Origin of the sequence: uncultured Desulfovibrio sp. (assembly GCF_944327235.1) — a bacterium.
Lineage (GTDB): Bacteria > Desulfobacterota > Desulfovibrionia > Desulfovibrionales > Desulfovibrionaceae > Desulfovibrio.
This window is the reverse complement of sequence record NZ_CALVHE010000014.1, coordinates 15,797-42,031: the sequence shown is the minus strand read 5'-3', so window position 1 is coordinate 42,031 and position 26,235 is coordinate 15,797. Positions and strand designations below refer to the sequence as shown.

Sequence of the window (26,235 nt, the reverse complement as noted above, 5' to 3'; positions counted from 1 at the left end):
ACAACAAGAAACAATATCTCCAGCATCACAAGATAGAACACATGTTTTCCCGGTGAATGACTGGCGTCACATAGCCACGCGCTATGATCGCTGTGCTCACAGATTCCTTTCAGCAATTCACCTTGCGGCTATCGTTATTTTTTACCTTTAATGAGTCCTGAGCCTACAAGATGGCCGCCATTCTGGACAAGTTCCCGAAGCTCCGGGTTTGCGCCGCGCATCTGGGGGGCTTCCGGCAATGGAAGTACGCGCTGGACGTGCTGGCCGACCGCAACGTCTGGATGGACACGTCCTCCTGCATGCAGGAGATCGACGACGACACCCTGCGCGCCATCCTGCGGCGGCACCCGCGCGAAAGGCTGGTCTTCGGCACGGATTACCCCATCATGGACCCGCAGGACGAGATCGACGCCCTCCAGCGCCGCACCCGCTTCACGGACAGCGAGCTTGACGAGCTGCTCATGAACGGATCGGCCATGCTTTTTGGCTGAGCCCGGCCCCTGCGCTTTCGTCCACGGGCGGTTGCGCGGGAGGGGCCCGGCCCCGTGCACGGCAAGGCCCCGTTTCCTGCCGGGAACGGGGCCTTGTTCTGCGCGCCTTGCGGAGAAGGGGGGATCAGTTCTGCGGGGCTGCGAGGCGGGCGCCGATGCAGCCCACGAGGATCAGCAGCATGAAGCCGGCCTGGGGCAGGGAGATGCGGTCTTGAAAGAAGAGCATGCCGCCCACGGCCACGCCGATGGAGCCGAGGCCGGTCCACAGCGCGTAGGACAGGCCGGCGGGCAGGAAGCGCATGGCGTAAGACAGCAGGCCCATGTTGAGGAAGCTCAGGACAATGGGGATGAGGGAGGCAACAAGGGGACGGGAGGTCGTGGGAGCCCATTTGAGGCTCAGGCCCCAGATAATTTCCGTGACGACTGCGGTGAACAAGGCAAGCCAGGGCATGGGGATACTCCTTGCGGCTTACGTGGTGAGCGCGGGCATGCGGAAGCCTGAAGATCATGCCCGCGTTCCTCCGCAAGGAGGGCGCATGCCGGCTTTCTACCATCCGGGGCATCCCGTGGCAAGTCCTAGGCTCAGGACTCATTATTTCCAATGACGTCAAAAAAGGATAAGTATGGATATGGAGGTTTCTATGTCCACTCTTTTTTACCTTTCTTCCGCTCAGATGGATGTCATTCGCCCTTTTTTTCCTCGTTCAAGAGGCATTCCCAGAAGGGACGATCAAAAAATTATCAGTGGAATTATCCATGTTCTCAAGTTCGGTCTCCGATGGAAGGATGCTCCAAAAGAATACGGCCCCTATAAAACTCTTTATAACCGTTTTGTCAGATGGAGTAACATGGGCGTCTTCAAAAAGATTTTTACGGCTCTTTCCGAAAGTACCCAGGACACCTCCCTTCTCATGATTGATGCTACCTGTCTGAAAGCTCACAGAACTGCCGCAAGTTTGAGAAAAAAAGGGCTTCCTCTCGCTGTATCGGACGCACAAAAGGAGGATTGAACACCAAATTACATGTAGTCTGCGACTTCGACGGACGTCCGATTCGGACATTGCTGACAGCCGGAAGCATCAGTGATTATGGCGGTGCGGCATGTCTCTTGCCAACTCTGCCTTCAACCCGAATACTTCTTGCTGACAGGGGCTATGATGCCGGATGGATTCGCAGTTTTTTGAAAAATCGAGGTTGCACTCCCTGCATTCCTTCTCGGAAAAATACAAGAGTCATGAGTATTACAACAAGAAACAATATCTCCAGCATCACAAGATAGAACACATGTTTTCCCGGTGAATGACTGGCGTCACATAGCCATGCGCTATGATCGCTGTGCTCATACATTCCTTTCAGCAATTCACCTTGCGGCTATCGTTATTTTTTACCTTTAATGAGTCCTGAGCCTAGGGCCTGTTAACACTATTCGTTGCCTGGTTGTGGGGAAGGGAAACCCCTCGCTTTGCTGTCGATGCCCGTAAGGCTCCTGTGTCGCCTAACGGACACGGCTCTGCAGGCCGCCTTTCGGTCGCTCCCTTCCCCCCAAGCCCCCCATCCCTTCCCCAGCGCGCTTTTACCGGGGGGAGAGTCAAAGACACGAGGCACTCTCGTCCCAAAAGCAAACGACGTGTATACAGCCTGTTTTGTTTATTCATTGAAATTATTTGAAAATTTGTTTAACAGACCCTGGAGCATTTCCGTTTGGAACGCTTCGCGTTCCAAACCATACGGCCGGGCGCTTCGCGGGAAAGCGTGGTTTTTCCGCTTGGTTTGGGCCGGGCGGCGCTGTGCCGCCGCCTCGCGGTTTATCTTTGAAAAAGATAACGCTCTCTCGCAAACGGCCAAAGCCGCGTCGCGCCGAAAACCGACGCCGAAAAAACAACCATCAAGAAACAGTAACGGCGACATCCGTACAGGATGTCGCCGTTTTCTTCGATCCCAAATACGGGGCGGCTCGCGCCCCTCTCGCTTACGGATGATCCTTGAACTTGTCGGCCAGGGCCTCGCTGCCGTTGTGGCACGGCGTACAATCCATGACGCCCTTGGCCCAGTTGGCCTCGTTGCCCTTGGTCTGGTGACAGGCCCCACAGGTCTCCACGGCGTCCTGCTTGGCGAAGGCGCCCTTGAAGTTCTTGCCCTGATCGATCTTGGCATTGAGGATCTCGGCAGCCTTGCCCGCCACGTCGGCCGTGAGGCGTCCGCAACGCTCGTTGCGCTTCTTGCTGGTGGCCTCGATCTTGTTGGCGTAGCACCACTTGGAGACGGAGATATGACACAGCACGGACTGCGACGCGCTCTGCGGCAGTTCGCCCTTCACGCCCTTGGCCGCATCGCCGGGCTGGTAGATGGGCAGCTTGGTGGTCTCGTACCAGCGATAAAGCTCATTGACCATCGGGGTGCGCTCGTCACGCCCCCAGAACAGGGCAAAGGCCGCCGCAGCGCCGTACAACGCGCCGCAGATGGTGCCCCAGTCGGAGATGCCGCCCTTGTTGGCCTCCAGCATGGAGAAGGGGAACTGGCTGTACGGGGCGCCGTACTTTTCGGCCATCAGGCCCACGATGCTGTAGAACGTGCCGTAGCCGCAGGCATAGCCCTTGTGCCAGTAGCCCTCATAAGCCACGGCGGCGCATTCCCTGGGATCAAGCTTGTGCGGCGTCCAGCTGAAATCGCCGCCCGCCTGCGCGAAGCGCTTCATTTTTTCCGAAGCCGCCACAGCCGTCGCCGCCACGCCCGAAAGCGCCGTTCCGGCGGCCAGACCGCCGAGTCCCATCATGAGTTGCCTTCTGCTGAGATCCATAGCTCCTCCCTTGGATAAAAACAGGTGCAACAACCCCGTACCTTACGGGGCCTTGTTCAATATTTCACTACACCCATCCTCCGGCAAGGTCAACGCGCGAACAGAATTTTCAAAAAAAATCCGTCCGACCTCTGGACGACTTTCAGGAAGGACTTACTTTTGCTTCACGACCGGATGCGGCTCCGCCCCCGGTCCTGAGAAGAGTTTTTTCCGCTGGGAGGATTCAGATATGTCCAAGATTATCGGCATCGACCTTGGGACCACCAATTCCTGCGTCTACGTCATGGAAGGTAAGGATCCCAAGTGCATCACCAATCCGGAAGGCGGTCGCACCACGCCCTCTGTCGTCGCCTTCACCGACAAGGAGCGGCTGGTGGGCGAGATCGCCAAGCGTCAGTCCGTGACCAACCCCAAACGGACCATTTTTGCCATCAAGCGCCTCATGGGCCGCAAGTACGCTTCCCCCGAAGTGGACCGCTGGAAGGAACACTCCCCCTACACCATCACCAAAGCCGCCAATGACGACGCCGGTGTGGAAGTGGATGGCCGCACCTACACGGCCCCTGAGATCTCGGCCATGATCCTGGCCAAGCTCAAGGCCGATGCGGAAGCCTACCTCGGTGAGAAGGTGAGCGAAGCCGTCATCACGGTGCCCGCCTACTTCAATGACGCCCAGCGTCAGGCCACCAAGGACGCCGGTCGCATCGCCGGTCTGGAAGTGAAACGCATCATCAACGAGCCGACCGCCGCCTCCCTTGCCTATGGCTTCGACAAGAAAGCCAATGAAAAGATCGCGGTGTTCGACCTCGGCGGCGGCACCTTCGATATCTCCATCCTGGAAGTGGGCGACAACGTCGTGGAAGTGCGCGCCACCAACGGCGATACCTTCCTCGGCGGCGAAGACTTCGACCAGCGCATCATCAATTTCCTGGTGGAAGAGTTCAAGAAGGAAAACGGCATCGACCTCTCCAAGGACAGCATGGCCCTGCAGCGTCTGAAGGAGTCCGCCGAAAAGGCCAAGAAAGAACTCTCCACTTCCATGGAAGCGGAAGTGAACCTGCCCTTCATCACGGCCGACCAGAACGGCCCCAAACATCTGCTGGTCAAGCTCTCCCGCGCCAAGCTGGAAGCCATGGTCAGCGACCTTGTGGACCGCACCATCGAGCCCTGCAAGAAGGCGCTGGCCGACGCCGGTCTGTCCGCCAACCAGATCGACGAGGTCATCCTCGTGGGCGGCATGACCCGTATGCCGCTGGTGCAGAAGGTAGTGGGCGAGTTCTTCGGCAAGGACCCCAACCGTTCCGTGAACCCGGACGAAGTGGTGGCCATGGGCGCCGCCATCCAGGGCGGTATCCTTACCGGCGACGTGAAGGACGTGCTGCTGCTTGACGTGACCCCGCTCTCCCTCGGCATCGAGACCATGGGCGGCGTGTTCACCAAGCTCATCGACCGCAACACCACCATCCCGACCCGCAAGAGCAACGTGTTCACCACGGCGGCGGACAATCAGCCTTCGGTGTCCATCCATGTGCTGCAGGGCGAGCGTCCCATGGCTGCCGACAACATGACCCTGGCCCGCTTCGACCTGACGGGCATCCCGCCGGCGCCGCGCGGCGTGCCGCAGATCGAGGTCAGCTTCGATATCGACGCCAACGGCATCGTCAACGTGTCGGCCAAGGATATGGGCACCGGCAAGGAACAGTCCATCAAGATCCAGTCCTCCTCCGGTCTCTCGGAAGAAGACATCCAGCGTCTGGTGCGTGAAGCCGAGGCCCACGCCAGCGAGGACAAGAAGAAGCAGGAAGTCATCGAGGCCCGCAACCATGCCGACAGCCTTATCTACGGCACGGAAAAGAGCCTGAACGACCTGGGCGACAAGGCCGATGCCGGACTCAAGGCCGACCTGGAAGGCAAGATCGCCAATCTGCGCAAGCTGATGGAAGGCGATGACGCCGCGGCCATCAAGGCGGCCACCGAAGAGCTGGCCAAGGCCTCGCACAAGCTGGCCGAGCAGCTCTACCAGCAGCAGGGCGGCGCGCAGCCCGGCGCCGACGGCGGGTGCGCCGGCGGTTCCTGCGGCGGCAATGCCGGCGGTTCCGCCAATGGCGGCGACGACGTGGTGGATGCCGACTACACGGAAGTGAAAAAGTAAACCTCCCGACGCATGAGCGTCAGCGTCTGTGCCAAAGGCGGGCTTCGGCCCGCCTTTTTTTGTTTGCGAGGCACCTTCCCTCGCCGCATCTCCCCGCAACGCCCATCTCGTCCGCGCCGTACGCTTGTGCGACAAGGCTTGCCTCATGCTACGCCCTGTATTATTCTGAACTGAAACGACTGGACATTTTTCTCCGGGGAGGGAACATGAAACGAATACTGCTTTTTTCGCTGCTCATGTCGACGTTCCTGCTGGCAAACGGCTGCACCAACGGCTCCTACCACGACTATGACTCACGGCATCGGCCGCCGCCTCCGGGCCACCGCCCCCCGCCGGACTACAGACCTGAGCATCGCCCGGACAACAAGCCAGCGCTTCGTCCCGACGACCGACCTGCGCATCGTCCGGAGAACAAGCCTCAGCTTCGTCCCGAACACAAGCCCGGGCCTCCACCGACCTCGCATCCCGACTCGCGCCCGAACAGACCGGTCCACCGGCCATGAAGCAAGACTGAAACGCCCGCGCGCGGCATCCCCGGCGGATGCCCGCCCGCTTTTTGGTTGCGGGACAGCCCCATAGCGAGCTTGTTCCTGTCCTTTCTTTTTTAACGCTGGGATCAGTATCCATGACTTTGCCGCGCTCTTTCTCCATCATCTGTCTGCTTGCGTTCCTCTGCCTCGTTCTGGGCGGATGCTCCCTCCCGACCACCAGTGGCAAGGAGACTTCCAAACCTACTGCCAAAAAGGGCTCCCTCGTCGTGCTGCTCCTGCCTGCGGACGGTCCCTTTGCGCCCATAGCCCAAAAAATACGGCGCGGCGCGACGACCGCCGCCCAAGAAATGAAGTCCAATGGCACCGAGGTCCAGCTCCTGACGATAGATTCAAGCGATCCATCCTGGGAGCTCCGCCTCAACGCCGCGATCGACTCCCGACCTGAAAGCTTCTTCGTGATCGGCGGGCCGCTCCAGAGTTCCGTCTACGCAAAGGCCCGAAAGTCCGGCATCCTGCGGCGTCATGCCTTCTTCACCTTCATGCCCCAACTGGACGACGGCGAGGAAGGCAAGCTGGCCTGGCGTTTCTTCCCCAGCCCGCAGGACCAGATCGACGCGCTGCTCTCCTTTGCTACCGATACCATGGGCGTCTCCACCTTCGGCGCCTTTTACCCCGGCGACGTCTACGGGCTGCGCATGACCGGCCTCATGGAACAAGCCCTTGCCAAGCGCGGCCTCAGCCTGCAAAAAGCTTCCTATGATGCCGGCAACCCCAATTCCTGGGCAAGCGCCGTGGCCCCCCTCATCAAGCCGACCCAGAACCAGGACGGCAGCAATGCCGTTCCCATTCCCCAGACAAGTTTCGAGGCGCTTTTCCTGCCGGATTCCTGGCGCAACATGGGTATGCTGACGACCGCCCTCACCTATAACGGCGAGGACAGGCTCATACTCATGGGCACGACGCTCTGGGAACAGGGCCTCTCCGGCAAGCGTCTGCCTGATGTGGAAAAGTTCGCCCTTGCCGTCTTCCCCGGCGCCTGGAACCAGGCCCGCGCCCCCAAGGCCCTGCAGGGCGCCGGTCATGACTTCTGGACCGCGCTGGGCTATGACTTCGTGCGCTTTGCCGTGCAGCTTGGCTTCGACAAACTCTCCCCCAGCCCCGACCGCGCTCCCAGCGAAGTCATCAATGCCGCCTGCGCCCGCGTGCGCATGATCTGGGGCATGGCGCCCATCTCCTGGGACGGCAACGGCATCGCCCACCAGAAGCTTTACCTCTTCCAGCCCGCGGCTGACGGCATGAAGCCGCTCTCGGCGGAAGACTACAAGGCCACCCGTCAGGCCATCCTGCAGCGCGCCGCCCTGCGGCAGCAGGGTCTGCCCAGCGTGGACGCACAGGGCAATCCCCTTGTGCCCGGCGTACAGCCCGGTGTACGACCCGGCCAGCCCATCCCTCTGGACGCCTCCGGCCAGCCCATCGCGCAGCCGGCCGCCGCACAACCCGGCGTCCAGCCCGCAACACAACCGGTTGCCGGACAACCGGCGCAGCAACCGGCCATCGGCACCACGCCGATCCCCTCCTACAAGCTGCGCCTGCCCGGATCGGGCAAATAGCATCAGTCCCCACAGTCGGACGCGGCCCCGCCGCGTCCGACCTTTTCAAGCTCAAAGGAAACCACATGTCCGAAAAAAACATCTCGCAGGCTGACGTGGCCCACATGGCTACGCTCTCGCGGCTGCACGTCTCCCCGGAGGAACAGGCCCTCTTTGCCCGCCAGTTCGGTGACATCCTGGCCTACATGGACGTGCTCGCCGGAGTGGACACCACCGGCATCGAGCCGCTTTACAGTCCGGTACAACATGAAGGCTCCCTCCGCGAGGATGAGGCCCGCCACCTCCGCAGCCGTGAAGCCGTCCTTGCCAATGCCCCGCATGGCGACGGGGAATATTTTGTCGTGCCGCGTATCGTCTAGTCCGACGGAGACCCCCATGACCGATTTCTGCACTCTCAGTCTGGGCGACGCTCTGGACGCCCTGTACACCCGACGCATGACCGCCGAACAGGCCACGCAGGCCTGCCTTGACCGCATCGCCGCCACGGAGCCCGTAGTGGACGCCCTGCTCCATGTCGATGCCGAAAAAGCTCTGGCCCACGCCCGCGCACTGGATGCCCAGGGCCCGGATACGAGCAAGCCCCTCTGGGGCATACCCGTCACCGTCAAGGACGCCCTCTCCACCGAAGGGATGCCCACCACCGCCGGCTCCCGTATTCTGGAAGGCTTCACCCCCATCTATGACGCCTTTGTGGTGGAGCGCCTCAAGGAAGCCGGGGCCGTCATCCTCGGCAAGAACAATCTGGACGAGTTCGCCATGGGTTCCGGCACCGAAAATTCCGCCTACAAGGCCAGCCGTAACCCCTGGGATCCCCAATGCGTGCCCGGCGGCTCAAGCGGCGGTTCCGCCGCCTCCGTGGCCGCCTGCCAGTGCTTCGCCTCCCTCGGCTCGGATACCGGTGGTTCCATCCGTCAGCCCGCCGCTCTCTGCGGCTGCGTGGGCCTCAAGCCCACCTACGGCCGCGTCTCCCGTTACGGACTCATCGCCTACGGCTCCTCGCTGGATCAGGTAGGCCCTCTGGCCCGCAGCGTGGAAGACTGCGCCCGCGTCCTGTCCGTCATCGCCGGATACGATGAACGAGACACCACCTGCGCGCCCGCGCCTCTCGACGATTATGTGGACGCCGCCCGTACCGGACGGCGAGCCGCCAGCCTCGACGGCGTCCACCTCGGCCTGCCCCGCGAATTCTACGGCGACGGCCTTGCCCCTGAAGTCCGCGAAGCCTGCAACAAGGCTATCGAGGCCGCCCGCGCCGCAGGAGCCGACATCGTGGACGTGAGCCTGCCCCACACTCATGCGGCCATAGCCACATATTACATCATCGCCATGGCCGAAGCCTCCTCCAACCTCGCCCGCTTCGACGGCGTGCGCTACGGCCGTCGCGCCGAGGATGTGGAAAATCTGGAGGAGCTCTACTTCCGCTCCCGCAGCGAAGGCTTCGGGCAGGAAGTCAAGCGCCGCATCATGCTGGGCACCTATGTGCTCTCCTCCGGCTACTATGACGCCTACTACCGCAAGGCCGCGCAGGTCCGCCGCCTCATCCGCGACGAATACCACGCCGCCCTCGGCCAGTGCGACGCCCTCTTCTGCCCCGTCTCCCCCGTGACCGCCTGGAAGATCGGGCACAAGAACGACGACCCGCTGCAGATGTACCTCATGGACGCCTATACGCTCTCCCTCAACCTCGCCGGTCTGCCGGGCCTCTCCCTGCCCGTGGGCCTCGGCGCGGAATCCGGCCTGCCCGTCGGGATGCAGCTCATGGGACTCCCCTTCTCCGAGGCCGCCCTGCTCCGCACCGGCGCCGCCCTCGAAGCCGTCCTCCCCGCCATCGGCACCCCCGCCGGGCTGTAAGCGGCTGCGGCTGAGGTCTTGTTTCTGTTTGTGAGGGGGAGAGGGGAACCGTTTTGAAAAACGGTTCCCCTCTCCCCCTCACGCTCCCCCTCTCCCTTCCCCAAACTTTTGCCGAGGTCCATGACGGGCGACTTGCCCCGCCAAGGTGACGCGCGGCTGTCACGTCCCCCGGCGACACAAAAAAACAAAGGCCGGACAGCGAAAACTGTCCGGCCTGCTCTTTGTTAGAGCGGTTCACCTTTGAAAAAGGTGAAACGCGAGGCGGCGGCACCGCGCCGCCCAGCCCTAAGTGAGCGGAAAAACCGCTCTTTTTCCGCGAAACGTCAGGCCGTATGGTTTGAAACGCAACGCATTTCAAACCGAAATTGCTCTAAGGGGTCGGCTGACTTGCGGTCAGGAGACGCCTTCCGATGCCACGGAGGCTTGTGTCTGGACAAATAACGTTTTTTGGAGGGGAGGGGTTCGGGGAGGGGGACCTTTTGTTCACAAAAGGTCCCCCTCCCCGAAAAACAAAACACAGGACATCATATCATGCCTTGTGCAGCATGATATCGAGGATGACCTTGTCGGCTTCCTTCATGCCGATGGAGCCGAGGCGGCCGAGGTTGGCGATGCAGGATTCTATATCGTCGTCGACGATACCTTCATTGCCGGGGACGACAGTGCCGTCGAGGGCCAGCAGCACGGCCTGGATACCGGCGCTGACGGCGGTGGCGACCTTGAGGGCGCAGCTGCTTTTGGCGCCGTCGCAGATCATGCCGGCCACGTTGCCGACCATGTTGCGGATGGTGCGTTCCATGTCCGGCAGCCCGCCGCCCATGAGCAGGGCCATGCCGCAGGCGGCGGCGGTAGCGGCCACCATGGCCCCGCAGTGCGCGGAGAGGCGGCCCAGATGGTGCTTGATATGGATGGAGGTCAGATGGCTGACGATGAGGGCGCGCGTCAGGTGTTCGTCGTCGCAGCCCTGCCGGATGGCGCAGGCCACCACCGGCATGGTGCAGGTGATGCCCTGGTTGCCGCTGCCGGAATTGCTCATGACCGGCATCATGACGCCGGCCATGCGGGCATCGGCCGCGGCGGCGGTGAGCTTGACGGCAAAGGTGGGCAGATCGTCGGCCAGCACATGCCGCCGGATCTGGGCATCCACCATCTTGCCCACGCCGAGGCCGTACTGTTTGCGCAGTCCTTCCTCGGCCACCTGACGATTCATGCGGGCGGCATCCAGGATGAAGCTGATCTCCTCGAGCGGCGCGGTACGGGCGAACTCGTCGATACGGGCCATGCTCAGGGGCCAGACGGTCGTCCCGTCCTCCTGCCGGGCGGGCGTTGCGGCCGTATCGCTGACGAGCACGCCATCCTGCCAGACGCGGGTGATATTGTCGTGGCTGTCGCGCAGCTCGGCGGCGGCGGTGCGACCATCGGCCGAGGCGGTCACGAGACAGTAGAGCAAATCCTCGTTGTCCGGCAGGTGGAGGACCACGGCCTCACTGGCGGCCATGTCGCGGGCGGCGGCAGCGGTAGCGGCGTCCAGATCGCGCAGACATTCCAGCCCAAGGGCGCTTTTGCCGCCCAGCGCACCGGCCGCGGCGGCCACGGCAAGGCCCATCTCCCCGGTGCCGGGCACCATGACGCCCATGCCGTTCTTGAGCAGATTGGCGCTCACCGCCACATCCAGCGACTGGGGACGGCAACCGAGGGCCTCGGCGGCGCGGGCCGCGCAGAGCGCCACGGCAATGGGCTCCGTGCAGCCCAGCGCGGGCACCACTTCCTTGTGCAGCAGGCCGATGATGGCCTTACGGTCTTGGGGGGTCAGACTCATGCCTGCTCCGATGCGCCGTTTTGCAGCGGGCCAAGCTCGCCGTTACGATTGAACAGACCTTCCAGCATGAGGGTCAGCGCGCCGTCGCCGGTGACGTTGCAGGCGGTGCCGAAGCTGTCCTGCAGGGCGAAGATGGCGATGAGCAGGGCCACGCCGTTCTGATCAAAGCCCAGTACGCCGGTCACGATGCCCAGCGAGGCCACCACCGTGCCGCCGGGCACGCCGGGCGCGCCCACGGCAAAGATGCCCAGCAGCACGCAGAAGAGCAGCATCACGCCCACGCTGGGCAGGCTGCCGTAGAGCATGAGATGCAGGGTCATGCAGAAGAAGGTCTCCGTGAGCACGGAACCGCAGAGGTGGACGGTCGCGCCCAGCGGCACCATGAATTCCACCATGTTGCGGCTCAGCACGCGGGACTTGCGGGCGCATTCCAGGGCCACGGGCAGGGTGGCCGCGCTGGACATGGTGCCCACGGCGGTGAGGTAGGCGGGCGTGTAGTGGCGGCAGACCTCAAAGGGATTACGCCCGGAGAGGATGCCGCCGATGCCGTACAGCAGGGCCAGCCAGATGAAATGCCCCACGATGACGATGAGCACCATGGAGACAAAGACCGGCAGATGCAGGCTCAGGGAGCCTTCATAGGCCAGACCGAGGAAGGAGAGCCCCACGAAGAAGGGGAGGATGGGTATCATGATGCGCACCACCAGCGCGCTCATGACGCGTTCCAGTTCGCTGAAGAGGCGACTCAGGGTCTCGGACTTGGTCCAGGCGATGGCCACGCCGAACAGCAGCGCCAGCACCAGCGCGCTCATGACGCTGAACAACGGCGGGATGTCCAGCCGAAAGACCATTTCCGGCAGCTTGCGGAGGGTCTCCGTCTCCTTGGCCACGGAAAGATGGGGGATGATGGCGTAACCGGAGATGGTGGAGAAGAGCGCCGCCCCCAGGGACGAGGCATAGGCCAGCGCCACGGCGGTGAAGAGGATCTTGCTGGCGTTCTGCCCCAGACGCACGATGGCGGGCGTGATGAAGCCGACGATGACCAGCGGCACGAGGAAGAAGATGATCTGTCCGAAGATGTGCCGCAGCGACACGACCACGTCCATGACGTGGTTGAGCGAGCTGTCGGCATTGTTGCCGATGTACGTGCCGACGAGCGCGCCGATGACGATGCCGGCCAGCAGTTTGAGGATCAGGGAAAAGTCCCCCGCCTTGGCAGCCATACTGCACCTCCCAAAATAAGGTTCCGGCCCGCGAGAGTACGAGCCGGAACCAGTATAGCGCACAGCGCCGGGGCACGCAACGCGGCCCCCCTATTCGAGGATATAGCGCATGGGATTGACCGGCACGCCGTTGAGGATGACCTCGTAATGCAGATGCGGGCCGGTGGTGCGGCCGGTCATGCCGATGTAGCCGATGACCTCGCCACGCTTGACGTACTGCCCGGGCTGGACCACGAAACGCTGCATGTGCGCGTACTTGGTGACGATGCCGCCGCCGTGGTTGATCTCCACACTGAGGCCGTAAGCCCCGTCATGCCCGGCCTTGAGGACGGTCCCCTGGGCCGTGGCCGTGATGGGCGTCCCGATCCGGTTGGAGATGTCGAGGCCCTTGTGGAACTGGCGTCTGCCGCCGCCGAAGGGAGCGGAGCGCGCGCCGAAGCCGGAGGTCACGAAACCCACCACCGGCCAGATGGTCGGCATGGTGGAGATGGCGTCACGGTTGTCGCGCAGGGCATGGAGCAAGTCCTGCTGGCGCACCTCTTCCAGCCGCACGGCGTCGGAAAGGGAGTCCAGGAAATCCTGCATCTTGCGGGCCGCCAGTTCCTGCCGGTGCATGGGCAGGTAGGAATGGGCAAAGCTGCCCGCCTGATCGTCCCCCACTTCGGCGGGGTCCTGCTCCATGTTCATCATGATGCGCAGCTTGCTGTCGAAGTTGCGCACCCGCTGCAGGTCCTGCGTCACCTCGCCCAGCTTGCCGCCGAGCAGCGAAAGCTGGCGGCGCTGGTCCTCCAGACGCCGTTCGGTATTGGCGAGGGACTCCTCAAGGTGCCGGTTCTGCAGCCATTCCCGCCACAACCACACATTGCAGGCCACCAGCGCCAGCACGATGATGCAGGAGACGAAGCCGAACCAGCCCCGCAGCCGCACATTACGGCTGCCGCTGCGTCCTTCGCGAAAGATGACGATATGGTATTTGCCGAGGAGCATACCTTCTACTTCTAAGCCGCCATGCGGGCCGCTGTCAACGCACGCGTCCGCCGCGGGCCCTGTCGCCGGGAGCGGACGCGGCCTGCGCCGCCTCACTGGTCAGGGCGCTGTCGCGGTGCTTGTCCAGCTGCCAGCGGGTGAGGGCGTTGCCGATGCACCGGCGCGAATCCCTGGCCACGGCGTAGAGATGTTCCAGCGTGGCGCTCATGTCGCTGCGGGCCGAATGCCCCGCCGAAGGGCAGACGTTGGCCCAGATGGGCAGTTCCCATTGCTGGGCGGCCTTGCGGATATATTTCTTTTCCACGAGCAGCAGCGGACGGATGAGCCGCAGCTTGCCGCCGAAAAAGGGTTCATTCATGCTCATGCCGTCCACGCGGCCGTTGCGGCAGAGATTGAGGAAGAACGTCTCCACGAGATCGTCGGCATTGTGGCCCAATGCCAGATGGGTCAGGCGATAGCGGGAACAAAGCTCGAACAGCCGTTTGCGCCGCAGCCAGGCGCAGCGGAAACAGGGGGAACGCCGCTGGTTCTCTTCCGAATGGGCGTGCGGGCCGTAGTCCGTCACTTCCAGATGCGAGGCGATGCCGTGCCGCGCGAGCCACGGCAGCAGGGCCGCGTGGCTTTGCGGATCGAAGCCCGGATTGAGATGGATGGCCATGAGCTCGAAACGGAAGGGGACGATGCCCTGCCGGATATGCAGGCTCTTCAGCAGCACAAAGCTGTCCACGCCGCCGGAGACGGCCACTCCCACCCGGCAGCCCGGCCAGAGCATACCCGCCTGCTGCATGGCCTTGCCCGCGCCCTTGACGCAGACCTCCTGGGCATAGGATCGTTTTTCGCGCATGGTTCCCCTTGCCTGCGGGCGGTTCCCGCAGGGCGGCATGTCGCACGAAGGCCCGCCCCGCGTCAAGAGGAACGGCGCGGGATGCCTTCGGGAACGGACGCCGACCTCCGGCGACGTCATGCGCGGGGGGCCATCTTCCCTTGACAGAAGGAAGACAGACACATAAGATTGTGCGTTACAACAAATTTGAGCCTTGCCGCCGCGTCCGTTCCCGGGCACGGCTCTTTTCGTCCCTGCCCCGGACGGATAACGCCCGGCAAGGCGGGTGAGGCCCTGTCGGAGCCGTCCCGCGACAGCCCCGCGCCAACCCAGAAGGAGGACGCATGGCCCGTATTACTGTGGAAGATTGTCAGGAACGCGTGGACAACCGCTTTCTGCTGGTGCAGATGGCCATCAAGCGCGTGCGCCAGTACCGCGAAGGCTACGAGGCGCTGGTGGACAGCCGCAACAAGGAAGTGGTGACCGCCCTGCGCGAGATCGCCGCCGGCAAGGTCATGCCCGAGGACATGAGCCTGTATACGCCGCTGCCTGAAGGTCAAGAGGCCCCCAACAGCGAAGGCTAGTCATGGCGCAACGCGATTATTACGAAGTGCTGGGAGTGTCCCGCGACGCTTCGGAAGACGAGATAAAAAAGGCCTACCGCAAGCTCGCCATGCAGTATCACCCGGACCGCAACCCGGGGGATGCCGAGGCCGAACGCAAGTTCAAGGAAGCCGCGGAAGCCTATGACGTGCTGCGCGATGCCGACAAGCGCGCCCGCTATGACCGCTTCGGTCATGCCGGTCTGCAGGGAGGCGCGGGCGGCTTCGGCAGCACGGACGATATTTTTGCCCACTTCAGCGACATCTTCGGGGACCTGTTCGGCTTTGGCGGCGGGACGGGCCGCAGCGGCCCCCGGCCCATGGCCGGCGCCGACCTGCGCTACAACCTGGAGATCAGCTTCGAGCAGGCGGCCACCGGCGCGGAGATCCCGCTCAAGCTGCCCCGTCACGAAGAGTGTCCCGAATGCAAGGGCAGCGGCGCGGCTCCCGGCACCAAGCCGGAGACCTGCCGCCAGTGCAACGGCACGGGACAGGTCCGCCGGACACAGGGTTTCTTCCAGCTGGCCATGCCCTGCCCGGCCTGTCATGGTACCGGTCAGGTCATCGCCACGCCCTGCCCCCGCTGCAAGGGGGACGGCGTGGTGGAGAACGTGCGCGAGATCGTGGTACGCATCCCGGCCGGGGTGGACACGGGCACGCGTCTGCGTGTACGCGACGAAGGAGAGGCCGGCGTGCACGGCGGCCCGCCCGGCGACCTTTATGTGGTGCTCCATGTCGAGCCGAGCAAGCACTATGACCGCCAGGGCCAGGACCTCATCTACGAATGCTCCATCAGCTTCGTGCAGGCCGCGCTGGGCCACCGCGTCGAAGTGCCGGGCCTCAACGGTCCCCTGCCGCTGGAGATCCCCAAGGGCATCCAGAGCGGCACGCCGCTGCGCCTCAAGGGCGAAGGTATGCCCTACCCCGGCCGCAGTCAGCGGGGGGATCTGCTGGTGGTGGTCAAGGTGCTGACGCCCACCAAGCTTTCCGAACGGCAGGAAGAGCTGCTGCGGGAATTTGAATCCCTCGGAGAGGAGAGCTTCCTCGAAAAAGCCAAGAAGGTCGGCAAGAAGATCGGCAAGAAGATCGGGCTCGACTAAACAGGGAACGTAGCGCGAGCGCCTGACATCAACAGGCGCTGGCGCGTTTCGCCATCGAAAAGACAGGACGCGAGGCGGCGGCACAGCGCCGCCCGGCCCGAAGCAAGCGGGAAAGGCGCGTTTTCTGTGGAACGACAGGCCATATGGTTTGGGACGCGAAGCGGTCCAAACGGAAAATGCTCGAAAAGAGGCTCACGATATCAGGGGGGACGCGTAGCGTCCCCCCTTGTTTTTCGCGGAAGGGCACGCCTCCCCATGCCGTTCTTTGCCGGAGCGCAGGGGCTTCCTCCAGCAGTCCCCGTCAAACTGCCGTGCCGGACCGGGAGAATGTCCCGCGATGCTTGCGCCCCTGCCCAAGACAGGCTAGAGTGTTGCAGGAGAGAAAAGTCGTTCCGTCCTGACCGGCCAGTCGCCGCCTCTGCCCGGGGAAGGCGATCCGCCGAAAGGGCAATACGTTGATTTTCTTTCCTTTCTGTGACGGCACAGAAAGTTTTCAGAAAATGCGTCAAAATAGACTGTTCAATCAATCAATTTCTTGCTAGGCTCTGGACATGCCGAGGATACATCCTCGACACCGCGCCTCCCGCCGCCATGCGCCACGGGAGGCGGCACCCCTGACCATGCCAGCAGCGCATTTTCTCCCGTTCCGCCGCATCCTGCCGGGGAGCGGGACGCCATGCCTCTGGCCCGCTTTTGCCAAACAGAGCGCCTTCGGGCGCAAGGAGGATCATAATGGCGAAGATGAAAACCATGGACGGCAATAACGCCACAGCGCACATTGCCTACGCCCTGTCCGACACGGCCGCCATCTACCCCATCACGCCCTCGTCCGTCATGGGCGAAGTGGTGGACGAGATGGCCGCCCGCGGCGCTCTCAATCTCATGGGCCAGAAAGTGCTCGTGCGGGAAATGCAGTCCGAGGCCGGCGCGGCCGGCGCCGTGCACGGTATGCTTTCCGGCGGGGCGCTGACCAGCACCTTCACGGCCTCGCAGGGCCTCCTGCTCATGATTCCCAACATGTACAAGATCGCCGGCGAACTGCTGCCCGGCGTCTTCCATGTGTCGGCCCGCGCCCTGGCCTCGCACGCCCTGTCCATCTTCGGCGATCATCAGGACGTCATGAGCGCCCGGCAGACGGGCTTTGTCTTCCTCTGCTCCTCCTCGGTGCAGGAATGCATGGACCTCGCGCTGGTGGCCCATCTGTCCGCCATCGACGCGAGCCTGCCCTTCTGCCACTTCTTCGACGGCTTCCGCACGTCTCATGAAGTGCAGAAGATCGAACTCATCGACTATGAGGACATCCGCGGTCTGGTGAGCTGGGACAAGGTGGAGGAGTTCCGCAACAACGCCATGAACCCCGAACACCCGCACATCCGCGGCACCGCCCAGAACCCGGACATCTATTTCCAGAACCGCGAGGCCAGCAACCTGTATTACGACATGGTGCCGTCCATCGTGCTGGAGAACATGCAGAAGGTGGCCTCCATCACCGGCCGTAAATACAAGCTCTTCGACTACGTGGGCGACCCCGAAGCCGACCGCGTGATCATCAGCATGGGTTCCTCCTGTGAAGTCATCGAAGAGACGGTGAACTACCTGAACCAGCGCGGCCAGCGCGTGGGTCTGGTGAAAGTGCGCCTGTTCCGGCCCTTCTCCGCCGCTCACCTCATGCAGGCCATCCCGGCCACCGCGAGCACCATCACCGTGCTCGACCGCACCAAGGAGCCCGGCTCCCTCGGTGATCCGCTCTATCAGGACGTGTGCACCGCCTTCATGGAAAAGGGCGAGGCCCCGACCCTCATCGCCGGCCGCTACGGTCTCGGCTCCAAGGACTTCACCCCCGGCATGGCCAAGGCCGTGTTCGACAACATGCTGGCCGTGGGGCCCAAGAACCACTTCACCGTGGGCATCCGCGACGACGTGACCAACCTCTCCCTTGACGTGGACGAGGAGATCGACACCGTGCCCGCCGGCACCGTGCAGTGCAAGTTCTTCGGCCTCGGCTCCGACGGCACCGTGGGCGCCAACAAGCAGGCCGTGAAGATCATCGGTGACAACACGGACATGTACGCCCAGGCTTACTTCGCTTACGACTCCAAGAAGTCCGGCGGCCTCACCGTGTCCCACCTGCGCTTCGGCAAGGCGCCCATCCAGTCCTCCTACCTCATCACGCAGGCGGACTACATCGCTTGCCACAAGTCCTCCTACGTCACCCAGTACGACGTGCTGGAAGGCGCCAAGGAAGGCGGCACCTTCGTGCTGAACTCCAACTGGTCGCTGGCCGACATGGAAAAGCACCTGCCCGCCGCCATGAAGCGCACCATCGCCCGCAAGAAGCTCAAGTTCTACAACGTGGACGCCGTCAAGGTGGCCGCGGAAGTGGGCCTCGGCGGCCGCATCAACATGATCATGCAGACGGCTTTCTTCAAGCTGGCCAACGTGATCCCCTTCGAGCACGCCGTGGAGCTGCTCAAGGAATCCATCAAGAAGGCCTACGGCATGAAGGGCGACAAGGTCGTCAACATGAACATCGCCGCCGTGGAAAAGGGCATGGACGCCCTTGAAGAGATCAAATACCCCGCCGAATGGGCCAACGCCACCGAAGGCGCGGAAGTCTGCCACTGCGGCGACGACGAGTATCTGCGCAACGTGGTGCGTCCCATCCTCGGCCAGCGCGGCGACAAGCTGCCCGTCTCCGCCATGGAGCCGGCCGGCCTCATGCCGCTGGGCACCGCCGCCTGCGAAAAGCGCGGCGCGGCCATCCTCGTGCCCGAATGGCAGGTGAACAACTGCATCCAGTGCTTCCAGTGCTCCTTCGTCTGCCCGCACGCCGCCATCCGTCCGGTCGTCGCCTCCGACGACGAGCTGGAAGGCGCGCCCGCGACCTTTGAGGTGAAGGACGCTCAGGGCAAGGAACTCAAGGGCTTCAAGATGCGTATGCAGGTCTACGCCGAGGACTGCCTCGGCTGCGGCTCCTGCGCCGACGTCTGCCCGGCCAAGGAAAAGGCGCTCGTTATGAAGCCGCTGGAGACCCAGATCGAGGCCCAGAAGGCCAATCTCGCCTTTGCCGAGGACCATATCGCCCTCAAGGACGACCTCATGCCGCGCGACAGCGTCAAGGGTTCGCAGCTCCAGCAGCCCCTGCATGAGTTCTCCGGCGCCTGCGCCGGTTGCGGCGAAACGCCCTACGCCAAGGTGCTGACCCAGCTCTTCGGTGAGCGTATGCTCATCGCCAACGCCACGGGCTGCTCGTCCATCTGGGGCGCCTCCTCGCCCACCACGCCGTACACCACCAACAAGGACGGCTTCGGCCCGGCCTGGGGCAACAGCCTCTTCGAGGACGCCGCCGAATACGGCTGCGGCATCGGCCTGGCCTATGTGCAGCGCCGCAACCGCCTGGCCATGCTCGTGCAGGAGGCCCTCAAGGACGAGAGCATCTCGCCCGAACTCAAGGACGCCATGGAAGGCTGGCTGGCCCACAAGGACGACGCCGAAGGTTCGCGCGAATACGGCGAGCGCGTGCTGGCCAACCTGGAAGACTTCGGCAGCCCGCTGGCCCACGAGATGTGGCACATGGGCGACCTCTTCACCAAGAAGAGCGTCTGGGTCTTCGGCGGCGACGGCTGGGCCTATGACATCGGCTACGGCGGCCTGGACCACGTGCTGGCCTCCGGCGACGACATCAACGTGCTGGTCTTCGACACCGAAGTGTATTCCAACACCGGCGGTCAGGCCTCCAAGTCCACGCCGCTGGGCGCCATCGCCCAGTTCGCCGCCTCCGGCAAGCGCATGGGCAAGAAGGATCTGGGCCGCATGGCCATGACCTACGGCTACGTCTATGTGGCGTCCATCTCCATGGGCGCGGACAAGGCGCAGGTGGTCAAGGCCTTCCGCGAGGCCGAAGCCTACAAGGGCCCCTCGCTCATCATCGCCTACGCGCCCTGCATCAATCAGGGCCTGCGCAAGGGCATGGGCAAGAGCATGGAAGAAGCCAAGCTGGCCGTGCAGACCGGCTACTGGCCGCTCTATCGCTACAACCCCGCTCTGGCGGCGGAAGGCAAGAACCCCTTCCAGCTCGACTACACCAAGGAGCCCAACGGCGGCCTGCAGGAATTCCTGGCCGGGGAGACCCGCTTCGCGGCCCTGGACAAGAAGGCCCCCGACGTGGCCCAGCAGCTGAAGGAACAGCTCGACAAGTCCTACATGGAACGCTTCGCCATGTACAAGCAAATGGCTGAACTGCCGCTGCCCGGCAGCAACAGCTAACGCCTCACGCACACCACAGGGGTACGGCGGGCTGCGCCGTACCCCTTCCTTGCGCAGCCCGGGCTTTGAGTATGGCAGCCCCGCTGCCGCCTTCGGAGGAAACATGAACGCCCTGTATCTCACCGCCACAGGCCCCCTGTCCGGCAAGACCGCCGCGGCTCTGGGCATCATGCACATGCTCAATCTCAGTATGCGCGACGTGGCCATTTTCCGGCCCATCATCAACACCCCCCAGATGACCGACCGCGACCCGGACATCCATCTCATGATGGAGCAGTTCAAACTGCGGCAGGACTATGCGGAGACCTTCGTCTATACCCACGAGGAGGCCCGCAAGGTCATCAACCGCGGCGATCATGATCTGGTCATCGAGACCATCATGAAGCAGTTCAAGAAACTGCAGGCCGAGCACGAATTCGTCTTTGTGGAAGGTACGGACTTCCTCGGCAAGGACGCGGTCTACGAATTCGAGCTCAACGCGGAGATCGCCTCCAATCTCGGCTGCCCGGTCATGCTGGTGGTCAACGGCGACCATCCGGCCGACGACCTGCGCCAGAGCCTCCAGAACGTCATGGCCACCATGAACGAGAACTCGCTGGAGGTCATCGCCACCATCATCAACCGCGGCCATCTCTCGCAGATGGAACTGGACGAGATCCGCGACGCGCTGAGCACCGAGGCGCACCGCGCCCTGGTCTACGCCATCCCCGATGACGCCACCATCGCCAAGGCCACCATGTACGACGTGAAAAAGAGCCTCGGCGCGGAAGTGCTCTACGGGGAGAACCGCCTCGATACCATGGTCGGTTCCTACCTCATCGCGGCCATGCACATCGACAATTTCCTCAAGTATGTGGAGAAGGACCAGCTCATCATCACGCCCGGCGACCGTACGGACATCCTGCTGGCCGCCATCGGCACCCGTATGTCCTCCTCCAAGCCGGACATCGCCGGCGTGCTCCTGACCGGCGGCATGAAGCCGCCCATCGAGGTCTGCGAGCTCATCGAGGGCTGGACCAATTCGCCGCTGCCCATCCTCATGACCAATACGCTCACCTATCAGAGCGTCATGGCCCTGCACGAAGTGTCCGGCTACATCGAGCCCACGGACACCCGCAAGATCAACACCGTCCTCGGCCTGTTCACTCACCATGTGAACTCCAAGGAGATCAGCAAGCGCCTGCAGTTCAGTTCCAACAGCTCGCGCATGACGCCCATGATGTTCGAATTCAACCTCATCGAGCGCGCCAAGACCAGAAAGATGCGCATCGTGCTGGCCGAAGGCGAGGAAGAGCGTATCCTCCAGGCCACGGACGTGCTGCTGCGCCGCGATGTGGCGGACATCATCCTGCTGGGCAACCCGGACGTCATCCACCAGAAGGCCCGTGACCTCAATCTGGACATCTCCGGCGCCACCATCGAGAACCCCGTCACCTCGTCGCGGTTCGACGATTACGCCAATACCTATTACGAGCTGCGCAAGGCCAAGGGCATCACGCCCGAGACCGCCCGCGACATCATGAACGACGCCACCTACTTCGCCACCATGATGGTCAAGAAGGACGACGCCGACGGCATGGTCTCCGGCGCGGTGAACACCACCGCCCACACCATCCGTCCGGCCTTCGAGTTCATCAAGACCAAGCCCGGCTTCTCGGTGGTGTCCTCGGTCTTCCTCATGTGCCTCAAGGACCGCGTGCTGGCCTTCGGGGACTGCGCGGTCAACCCCAACCCCACGGCCCAGCAGCTGGCCGAGATCGCCATCGCCTCGGCGCACACGGCGCGGGTGTTCGGCATCGAGCCGCGCGTGGCCATGCTGTCCTACTCCACCGGCACCTCCGGCAAGGGCGTGGACGTGGACAAGGTGAAGGAAGCCACGGCCATCGCCAAGGAGATGGCCCCCGACCTCCTGCTGGAAGGCCCCATCCAGTACGACGCGGCCATCGATCCCACGGTGGCCAAGACCAAGCTGCCCGACAGCAAGGTGGCCGGCCGCGCCACGGTCTTCATCTTCCCTGACCTCAACACGGGCAACAATACCTACAAGGCCGTGCAGCGCGCCGCCGAAGCCGTGGCCATCGGCCCGGTGCTCCAGGGCCTCAACAAGCCGGTCAACGACCTCTCCCGCGGCTGCACCGTGCCGGACATCGTGAACACCGTGGCCATCACCGCCGTGCAGGCCGCCGCCGAAAAGCACAAGTAGATCTGATCCCCGCACACCAACGCCGCCCGGACGTTTTCCCTACCTCGTCCGGGCGGCATCAACCATAAGGAAGTCTTGCCATGAAAGTTCTCGTGATCAATGCCGGTTCCTCTTCCTGCAAATACCAGCTGCTGGAAATGGAGACCGAGACCGTCCTGTGCTCCGGCGTGGCCGAACGCATCGGACAGGACATGGGCCGTCTGTCCCACAAGATCGCTCCTGATACCGACCAGGAAGAAAAGATCGTCAAGGAAGCGCCCTTCCCCACCCATGTGGAAGCCATGGAACTGGTCATCACCCTGCTGACCGATACGGAAAAGGGCGTCATCAAGGACAAGAGCGAGATCCACGCCATCGGTCACCGCGTGCTGCACGGCGGCGAATCCATCACCGACCCGGTGAAGGTGGACGATCACGTCAAGAAGATCATCCGTGACTGCTTCCTGCTTGGCCCCCTGCACAATCCGGCCAACCTCATGGGCATCGAAGTCTGTGAGAAGCTCTTCCCCGGCGTGCCCAACGTGGCCGTGTTCGACACCGAATTCGGCATGGGCATGGAGCAGGAAGCCTACATGTACGGCCTGCCCTACGAACTCTACGAAGAACTGCACATCCGCCGCTACGGCTTCCACGGCACCTCCCACAAGTACATCGCCAAGAAGACCGCCGAATATCTGGGCAAGCCGCTGAAGGATCTGCGCTCCATCACCATGCACCTCGGCAACGGCTCTTCCATGAGCTGCGTGCGCGACGGCAAGTGCCTCGACACCAGCATGGGCCTCACGCCTCTGGAAGGTCTGATCATGGGCACCCGCTGCGGCTCCATCGACCCGGCCATCGTGCCCTTCGTCATGGAGAAGAAGAAGCTCAACCCGGCCGAGATGGACACGCTCATGAACAAGAAGTCCGGCCTGCTGGGCCTGTGCGGCTTCACCGACATGCGCGACGTGCACAAGGAAGTGGACAACGGCAACAAGCGCGCCGAACTGGCCCTGAACATGCTCGTGCGCAGCATCAAGAAGACCCTGGGCAGCTACTTCTTCCTGCTGGAAGGCAAGGTGGATTCCATCGTCTTCACCGCCGGTATCGGTGAAAATGACGACATCGTGCGCGAAGCCGTCTGCAAGGGGCTGGAAGAATTCGGCATCTGCCTCAATACCGCCGAAAACGCCACCCGCCGTCCCGGCGCCCGCACCATCTCCACCCCCGACAGCCGCGTCAAGGTGCTGGTCATCCCCACCAACGAGGAACTGCAGATCGCCCAGGCCACCCTGGAGATCGTGGGCCGCTAGCCGCCATCCCCTTTCCCCGTCCCGCAAGGCCCTGCTCCGGCAGGGCCTTTTTTTGCGTCAAAACGCCGCCTGCCGCCGCAGACCGGCACACGACGGGACAATGTTTGTTGCGCCCGGCTGCAACCTTGGCTATCATTTGCCCCACATTCACTTTTTTCTGCAGGAGTGGCCCCATGCCGACACCCATTCTGGAAAAGGAAAGCCTCATTCCGGGCAGGACCAGCAAACTGGTCCTCCATGCGCCGCAGATCGCACGCAACGCCCGTCCCGGGCATTTCGTCATGCTGCGCATGAACCCTGACGGCGAGCGCATCCCGCTCACCATTGCTGATACCGACCCCGAAAAGGGGACCATCGTCATCGTCTATCTGGTCATGGGCAAGAGCACGGCCCTGCTGGAGGACCTCAAGGCCGGGGACAGCATCCTTGATGTGTGCGGGCCGCTCGGCAAGCCCACCCATATCGAGAAAAAGGGTACCGTCGTCTGTGTGGGCGGCGGCACGGGCATCGCCGCCATGCACCATATCGCCAAGGGGCACTGGCGGGCCGGCAATCGCGTCGTGGGCGTCATCGGCGCCCGCACCAAGGATCTGCTGCTCTTTGAAAAGGAACTCTCCAGCTTTGCCCACGAGCTGCTCATCTCCACCGATGACGGCAGCTACGGGCACAAGGGCCTTGTGACCGATCTTTTGCGCGAGCGTCTGGAAACGGACAAGGACGTCTTCGAAGTGGTGGCCGTGGGCCCCGTGCCCATGATGGCCGCCGTGGCCGAGACCACCCGCTCCTTCGGCGTGCGCACTACCGTCAGCCTCAACCCCATCATGGTGGACGGCATCGGCATGTGCGGCGCCTGTCGTGTGACCGTGGGCGGCAAGACCAAGTTCGCCTGTGTGGACGGCCCCGAATTCGACGGGCATCAGGTGGACTTTGCCGAACTGCGCCGCCGCCTCGGCGCTTTCCGCGAACAGGAGAAGATCTCCCTCGATCAGTACAGGAGCCAGCATGGAAACTAAAGAAAAAAAGACCGTCGCCCCGCGTACGGACATGCCCTGTCAGCCCGCCGACGTGCGCGCCCGCAACTTTGACGAGGTGGCCCTCGGCTATACCAAGGAAATGGCCTTGCAGGAGGCCGCCCGCTGCCTGCAGTGCAAGAATCCCCGCTGCGTCAAGGGCTGCCCGGTGGAGGTGCCCATCCGCGACTTCATCGGTGAAGTGGCGCGCGGCAATTTCGACGCGGCCTACCGCATCATCAAGACCACCAACAGTCTGCCCGCCGTCTGCGGCCGCGTCTGCCCTCAAGAAAATCAGTGCGAAGGCAACTGCGTGCTCAAGGCCAAGGGACAGCCGGTGGCCATCGGCCGTCTGGAGCGCTTCGTGGCCGACAACCATATCGCGTCCTCGGCCTGTGAGCAGGTCACGGGCACCAATTCCTGCGCCGTGCCGATGGGCGGCAAGAAGATGGCCTGCATCGGCTCCGGTCCGGCCTCGCTGACCTGCGCGGGCGTCTGTGCCGCCGCGGGCATCAAGGTGGACGTGTTCGAGGCCCTGCATGAGCCGGGCGGCGTGCTCATCTACGGTATCCCGGCCTTCCGTCTGCCCAAGAACGTGGTGGCCACCGAAGTGAACGGCCTGCGCCAGACCGGCGTGGACTTCCACCTCAACCACGTGGGCGGCCGCACCGTCAGCGTCACCGAACTGGCCAAGGAATACGACGCCGTGTTCATCGGCGTGGGTGCCGGTCTGCCGGTATTCCTCGGCGTGCCCGGTGAGAATCTGGTCGGGGTCTTTTCGGCCAACGAATACCTGACCCGCGTGAACCTCGGCCGCGCCTACGACTTCCCCAACCACGACACTCCGGCCTTCCACGGCAAGAACGTCACGGTCTTCGGCGCGGGCAACGTGGCCATGGACGCCGCCCGCACCGCCCTGCGCATGGGCGCGGAAAGCGTCCATATCGTCTATCGTCGCACCCGCGCGGAAATGCCCGCCCGTCATGAGGAAGTGGAACATGCCGAGGAGGAAGGCGTGAAGTTCGCCATGCTCTCGGCGCCCGTCCGCTTCAACGGGGACGACGAGATGCACCTTGTTTCCGTGACCCTGCAGAAGATGGAACTGGGCGAACCGGACGCCTCCGGTCGTCGTCGCCCCGTGCCGGTGCCGGGTTCGGAATATGACCTGCCCACCGATCTGGCCATCGTGGCCCTGGGTACCCGCTCCAATCCCATCCTGCTGGAAGCCACCGAAGGACTGGACAAGACCGAGCGCGGCTATATCAAGGTCAACGAGGAGACCGGGGAGACCTCCCTGCCCAACGTCTTTGCCGGCGGCGACATCGTCACCGGCGCTGCCACGGTCATCCTGGCCATGGGCGCTGGCCGCAGGGCCGGTCAGGAGATCGTGCGCCGTCTCGGCGGCATGTAGCAGACAAACGTCATCACGTGGAGACGGGAGGCGTCCGGCACAGACCGGAGCGCCTCCCGCTCCCGCTTTTTTGCCCTGCGCGCAACTGGCTGCGCCGTTCCGCCAGC

At 63.3% G+C, this 26,235-nt stretch carries 18 protein-coding genes and 2 pseudogenes; 14 read left to right on the top strand and 6 right to left on the bottom strand.

Annotated elements, in window-relative coordinates; translation table 11 throughout:
- Both Q0K00_RS03830 and Q0K00_RS03825 read left to right on the top strand, forming a co-directional pair.
- Positions 1-151 (top strand): annotated as a pseudogene (locus Q0K00_RS03830) (IS5/IS1182 family transposase); the annotation flags it as partial.
- Between the two features lie 19 nt (positions 152-170).
- Positions 171-491: an amidohydrolase family protein gene (locus Q0K00_RS03825; protein ID WP_077073805.1), complete on the top strand. Its 321-nt coding sequence runs from the start codon at positions 171-173 to the stop codon at positions 489-491.
- Positions 492-615: 124 nt separating this feature from the next.
- Here Q0K00_RS03825 and Q0K00_RS03820 read toward each other — a convergent pair whose 3' ends face one another.
- A complete protein-coding gene (locus Q0K00_RS03820; RefSeq protein ID WP_289616696.1) occupies positions 616-942 on the bottom strand; it encodes an SMR family transporter in 327 nt (108 codons plus the stop codon).
- 190 nt (positions 943-1,132) lie between these two features.
- Here Q0K00_RS03820 and Q0K00_RS03815 point away from each other — a divergent pair.
- Positions 1,133-1,885 (top strand): annotated as a pseudogene (locus Q0K00_RS03815) (IS5 family transposase).
- Between the two features lie 575 nt (positions 1,886-2,460).
- Here Q0K00_RS03815 and Q0K00_RS03810 read toward each other — a convergent pair.
- Positions 2,461-3,288, bottom strand: a complete 828-nt coding sequence (locus tag Q0K00_RS03810; RefSeq protein ID WP_297227484.1) for a C-GCAxxG-C-C family protein — start codon at positions 3,286-3,288, stop codon at positions 2,461-2,463.
- Positions 3,289-3,517: 229 nt separating this feature from the next.
- Between Q0K00_RS03810 and dnaK the strand changes: the two genes are divergently transcribed.
- The 4 genes from dnaK (at position 3,518) to gatA (ending at position 9,392) form a co-directional block, all read left to right on the top strand.
- Positions 3,518-5,440 (top strand): molecular chaperone DnaK, encoded by a 1,923-nt coding sequence (dnaK, locus tag Q0K00_RS03805; RefSeq protein ID WP_297227483.1) that lies wholly within the window; start codon positions 3,518-3,520, stop codon positions 5,438-5,440.
- 625 nt (positions 5,441-6,065) lie between these two features.
- Positions 6,066-7,541, top strand: coding sequence for an ABC transporter substrate-binding protein (locus tag Q0K00_RS03800; RefSeq protein WP_297227482.1), 1,476 nt, complete (start codon positions 6,066-6,068; stop codon positions 7,539-7,541).
- Between the two features lie 65 nt (positions 7,542-7,606).
- Positions 7,607-7,900: an Asp-tRNA(Asn)/Glu-tRNA(Gln) amidotransferase subunit GatC gene (gatC, locus tag Q0K00_RS03795; RefSeq protein WP_297227481.1), complete on the top strand. Its 294-nt coding sequence runs from the start codon at positions 7,607-7,609 to the stop codon at positions 7,898-7,900.
- A gap of 16 nt (positions 7,901-7,916) precedes the next feature.
- On the top strand, positions 7,917-9,392 hold the full coding sequence (gatA, locus tag Q0K00_RS03790; RefSeq protein WP_297227479.1) for an Asp-tRNA(Asn)/Glu-tRNA(Gln) amidotransferase subunit GatA: 1,476 nt from the start codon (positions 7,917-7,919) through the stop codon (positions 9,390-9,392).
- Between the two features lie 529 nt (positions 9,393-9,921).
- Here the strand turns inward: gatA and Q0K00_RS03785 are convergent.
- The 4 genes from Q0K00_RS03785 to Q0K00_RS03770 all read right to left on the bottom strand — a co-directional run bounded on the left by Q0K00_RS03785 (position 9,922) and on the right by Q0K00_RS03770 (position 14,265).
- On the bottom strand, positions 9,922-11,211 hold the full coding sequence (locus tag Q0K00_RS03785; RefSeq protein ID WP_297227478.1) for a serine dehydratase subunit alpha family protein: 1,290 nt from the start codon (positions 11,209-11,211) through the stop codon (positions 9,922-9,924).
- Complete coding sequence (locus Q0K00_RS03780; protein WP_297227477.1) at positions 11,208-12,434, bottom strand: dicarboxylate/amino acid:cation symporter; 1,227 nt, start codon at positions 12,432-12,434, stop codon at positions 11,208-11,210. Before Q0K00_RS03780 ends, Q0K00_RS03785 begins: the two co-directional genes overlap by 4 nt.
- A gap of 90 nt (positions 12,435-12,524) precedes the next feature.
- Positions 12,525-13,421 (bottom strand): M23 family metallopeptidase, encoded by an 897-nt coding sequence (locus Q0K00_RS03775; protein ID WP_297227476.1) that lies wholly within the window; start codon positions 13,419-13,421, stop codon positions 12,525-12,527.
- A gap of 34 nt (positions 13,422-13,455) precedes the next feature.
- A complete protein-coding gene (locus tag Q0K00_RS03770) occupies positions 13,456-14,265 on the bottom strand; it encodes a tRNA 2-thiocytidine biosynthesis TtcA family protein (protein WP_297227474.1) in 810 nt (269 codons plus the stop codon).
- A gap of 323 nt (positions 14,266-14,588) precedes the next feature.
- On the opposite strand from Q0K00_RS03770, the gene rpoZ reads away from it, so the two are divergent.
- From rpoZ to gltA, 7 genes are all read left to right on the top strand, one after another.
- On the top strand, positions 14,589-14,828 hold the full coding sequence (gene rpoZ, locus Q0K00_RS03765; protein WP_296304060.1) for a DNA-directed RNA polymerase subunit omega: 240 nt from the start codon (positions 14,589-14,591) through the stop codon (positions 14,826-14,828).
- A gap of 2 nt (positions 14,829-14,830) precedes the next feature.
- The gene (dnaJ, locus tag Q0K00_RS03760; RefSeq protein WP_297227473.1) at positions 14,831-15,946 is read left to right on the top strand and encodes a molecular chaperone DnaJ; all 1,116 of its coding nucleotides are present in this window, start codon (positions 14,831-14,833) and stop codon (positions 15,944-15,946) included.
- Positions 15,947-16,678: 732 nt separating this feature from the next.
- Positions 16,679-20,212 (top strand): pyruvate:ferredoxin (flavodoxin) oxidoreductase, encoded by a 3,534-nt coding sequence (gene nifJ / locus Q0K00_RS03755; protein ID WP_297227472.1) that lies wholly within the window; start codon positions 16,679-16,681, stop codon positions 20,210-20,212.
- A gap of 103 nt (positions 20,213-20,315) precedes the next feature.
- Positions 20,316-22,415, top strand: coding sequence for a phosphate acetyltransferase (pta, locus tag Q0K00_RS03750; RefSeq protein ID WP_297227470.1), 2,100 nt, complete (start codon positions 20,316-20,318; stop codon positions 22,413-22,415).
- Between the two features lie 80 nt (positions 22,416-22,495).
- On the top strand, positions 22,496-23,707 hold the full coding sequence (locus Q0K00_RS03745) for an acetate kinase (protein ID WP_297227469.1): 1,212 nt from the start codon (positions 22,496-22,498) through the stop codon (positions 23,705-23,707).
- A gap of 173 nt (positions 23,708-23,880) precedes the next feature.
- Positions 23,881-24,720: a sulfide/dihydroorotate dehydrogenase-like FAD/NAD-binding protein gene (locus Q0K00_RS03740; protein ID WP_297227468.1), complete on the top strand. Its 840-nt coding sequence runs from the start codon at positions 23,881-23,883 to the stop codon at positions 24,718-24,720.
- Positions 24,710-26,128: an NADPH-dependent glutamate synthase gene (gltA, locus tag Q0K00_RS03735; RefSeq protein WP_297227467.1), complete on the top strand. Its 1,419-nt coding sequence runs from the start codon at positions 24,710-24,712 to the stop codon at positions 26,126-26,128. The genes Q0K00_RS03740 and gltA overlap by 11 nt, the downstream gene beginning before the upstream one ends.
- Positions 26,129-26,235 lie beyond the last annotated feature (107 nt).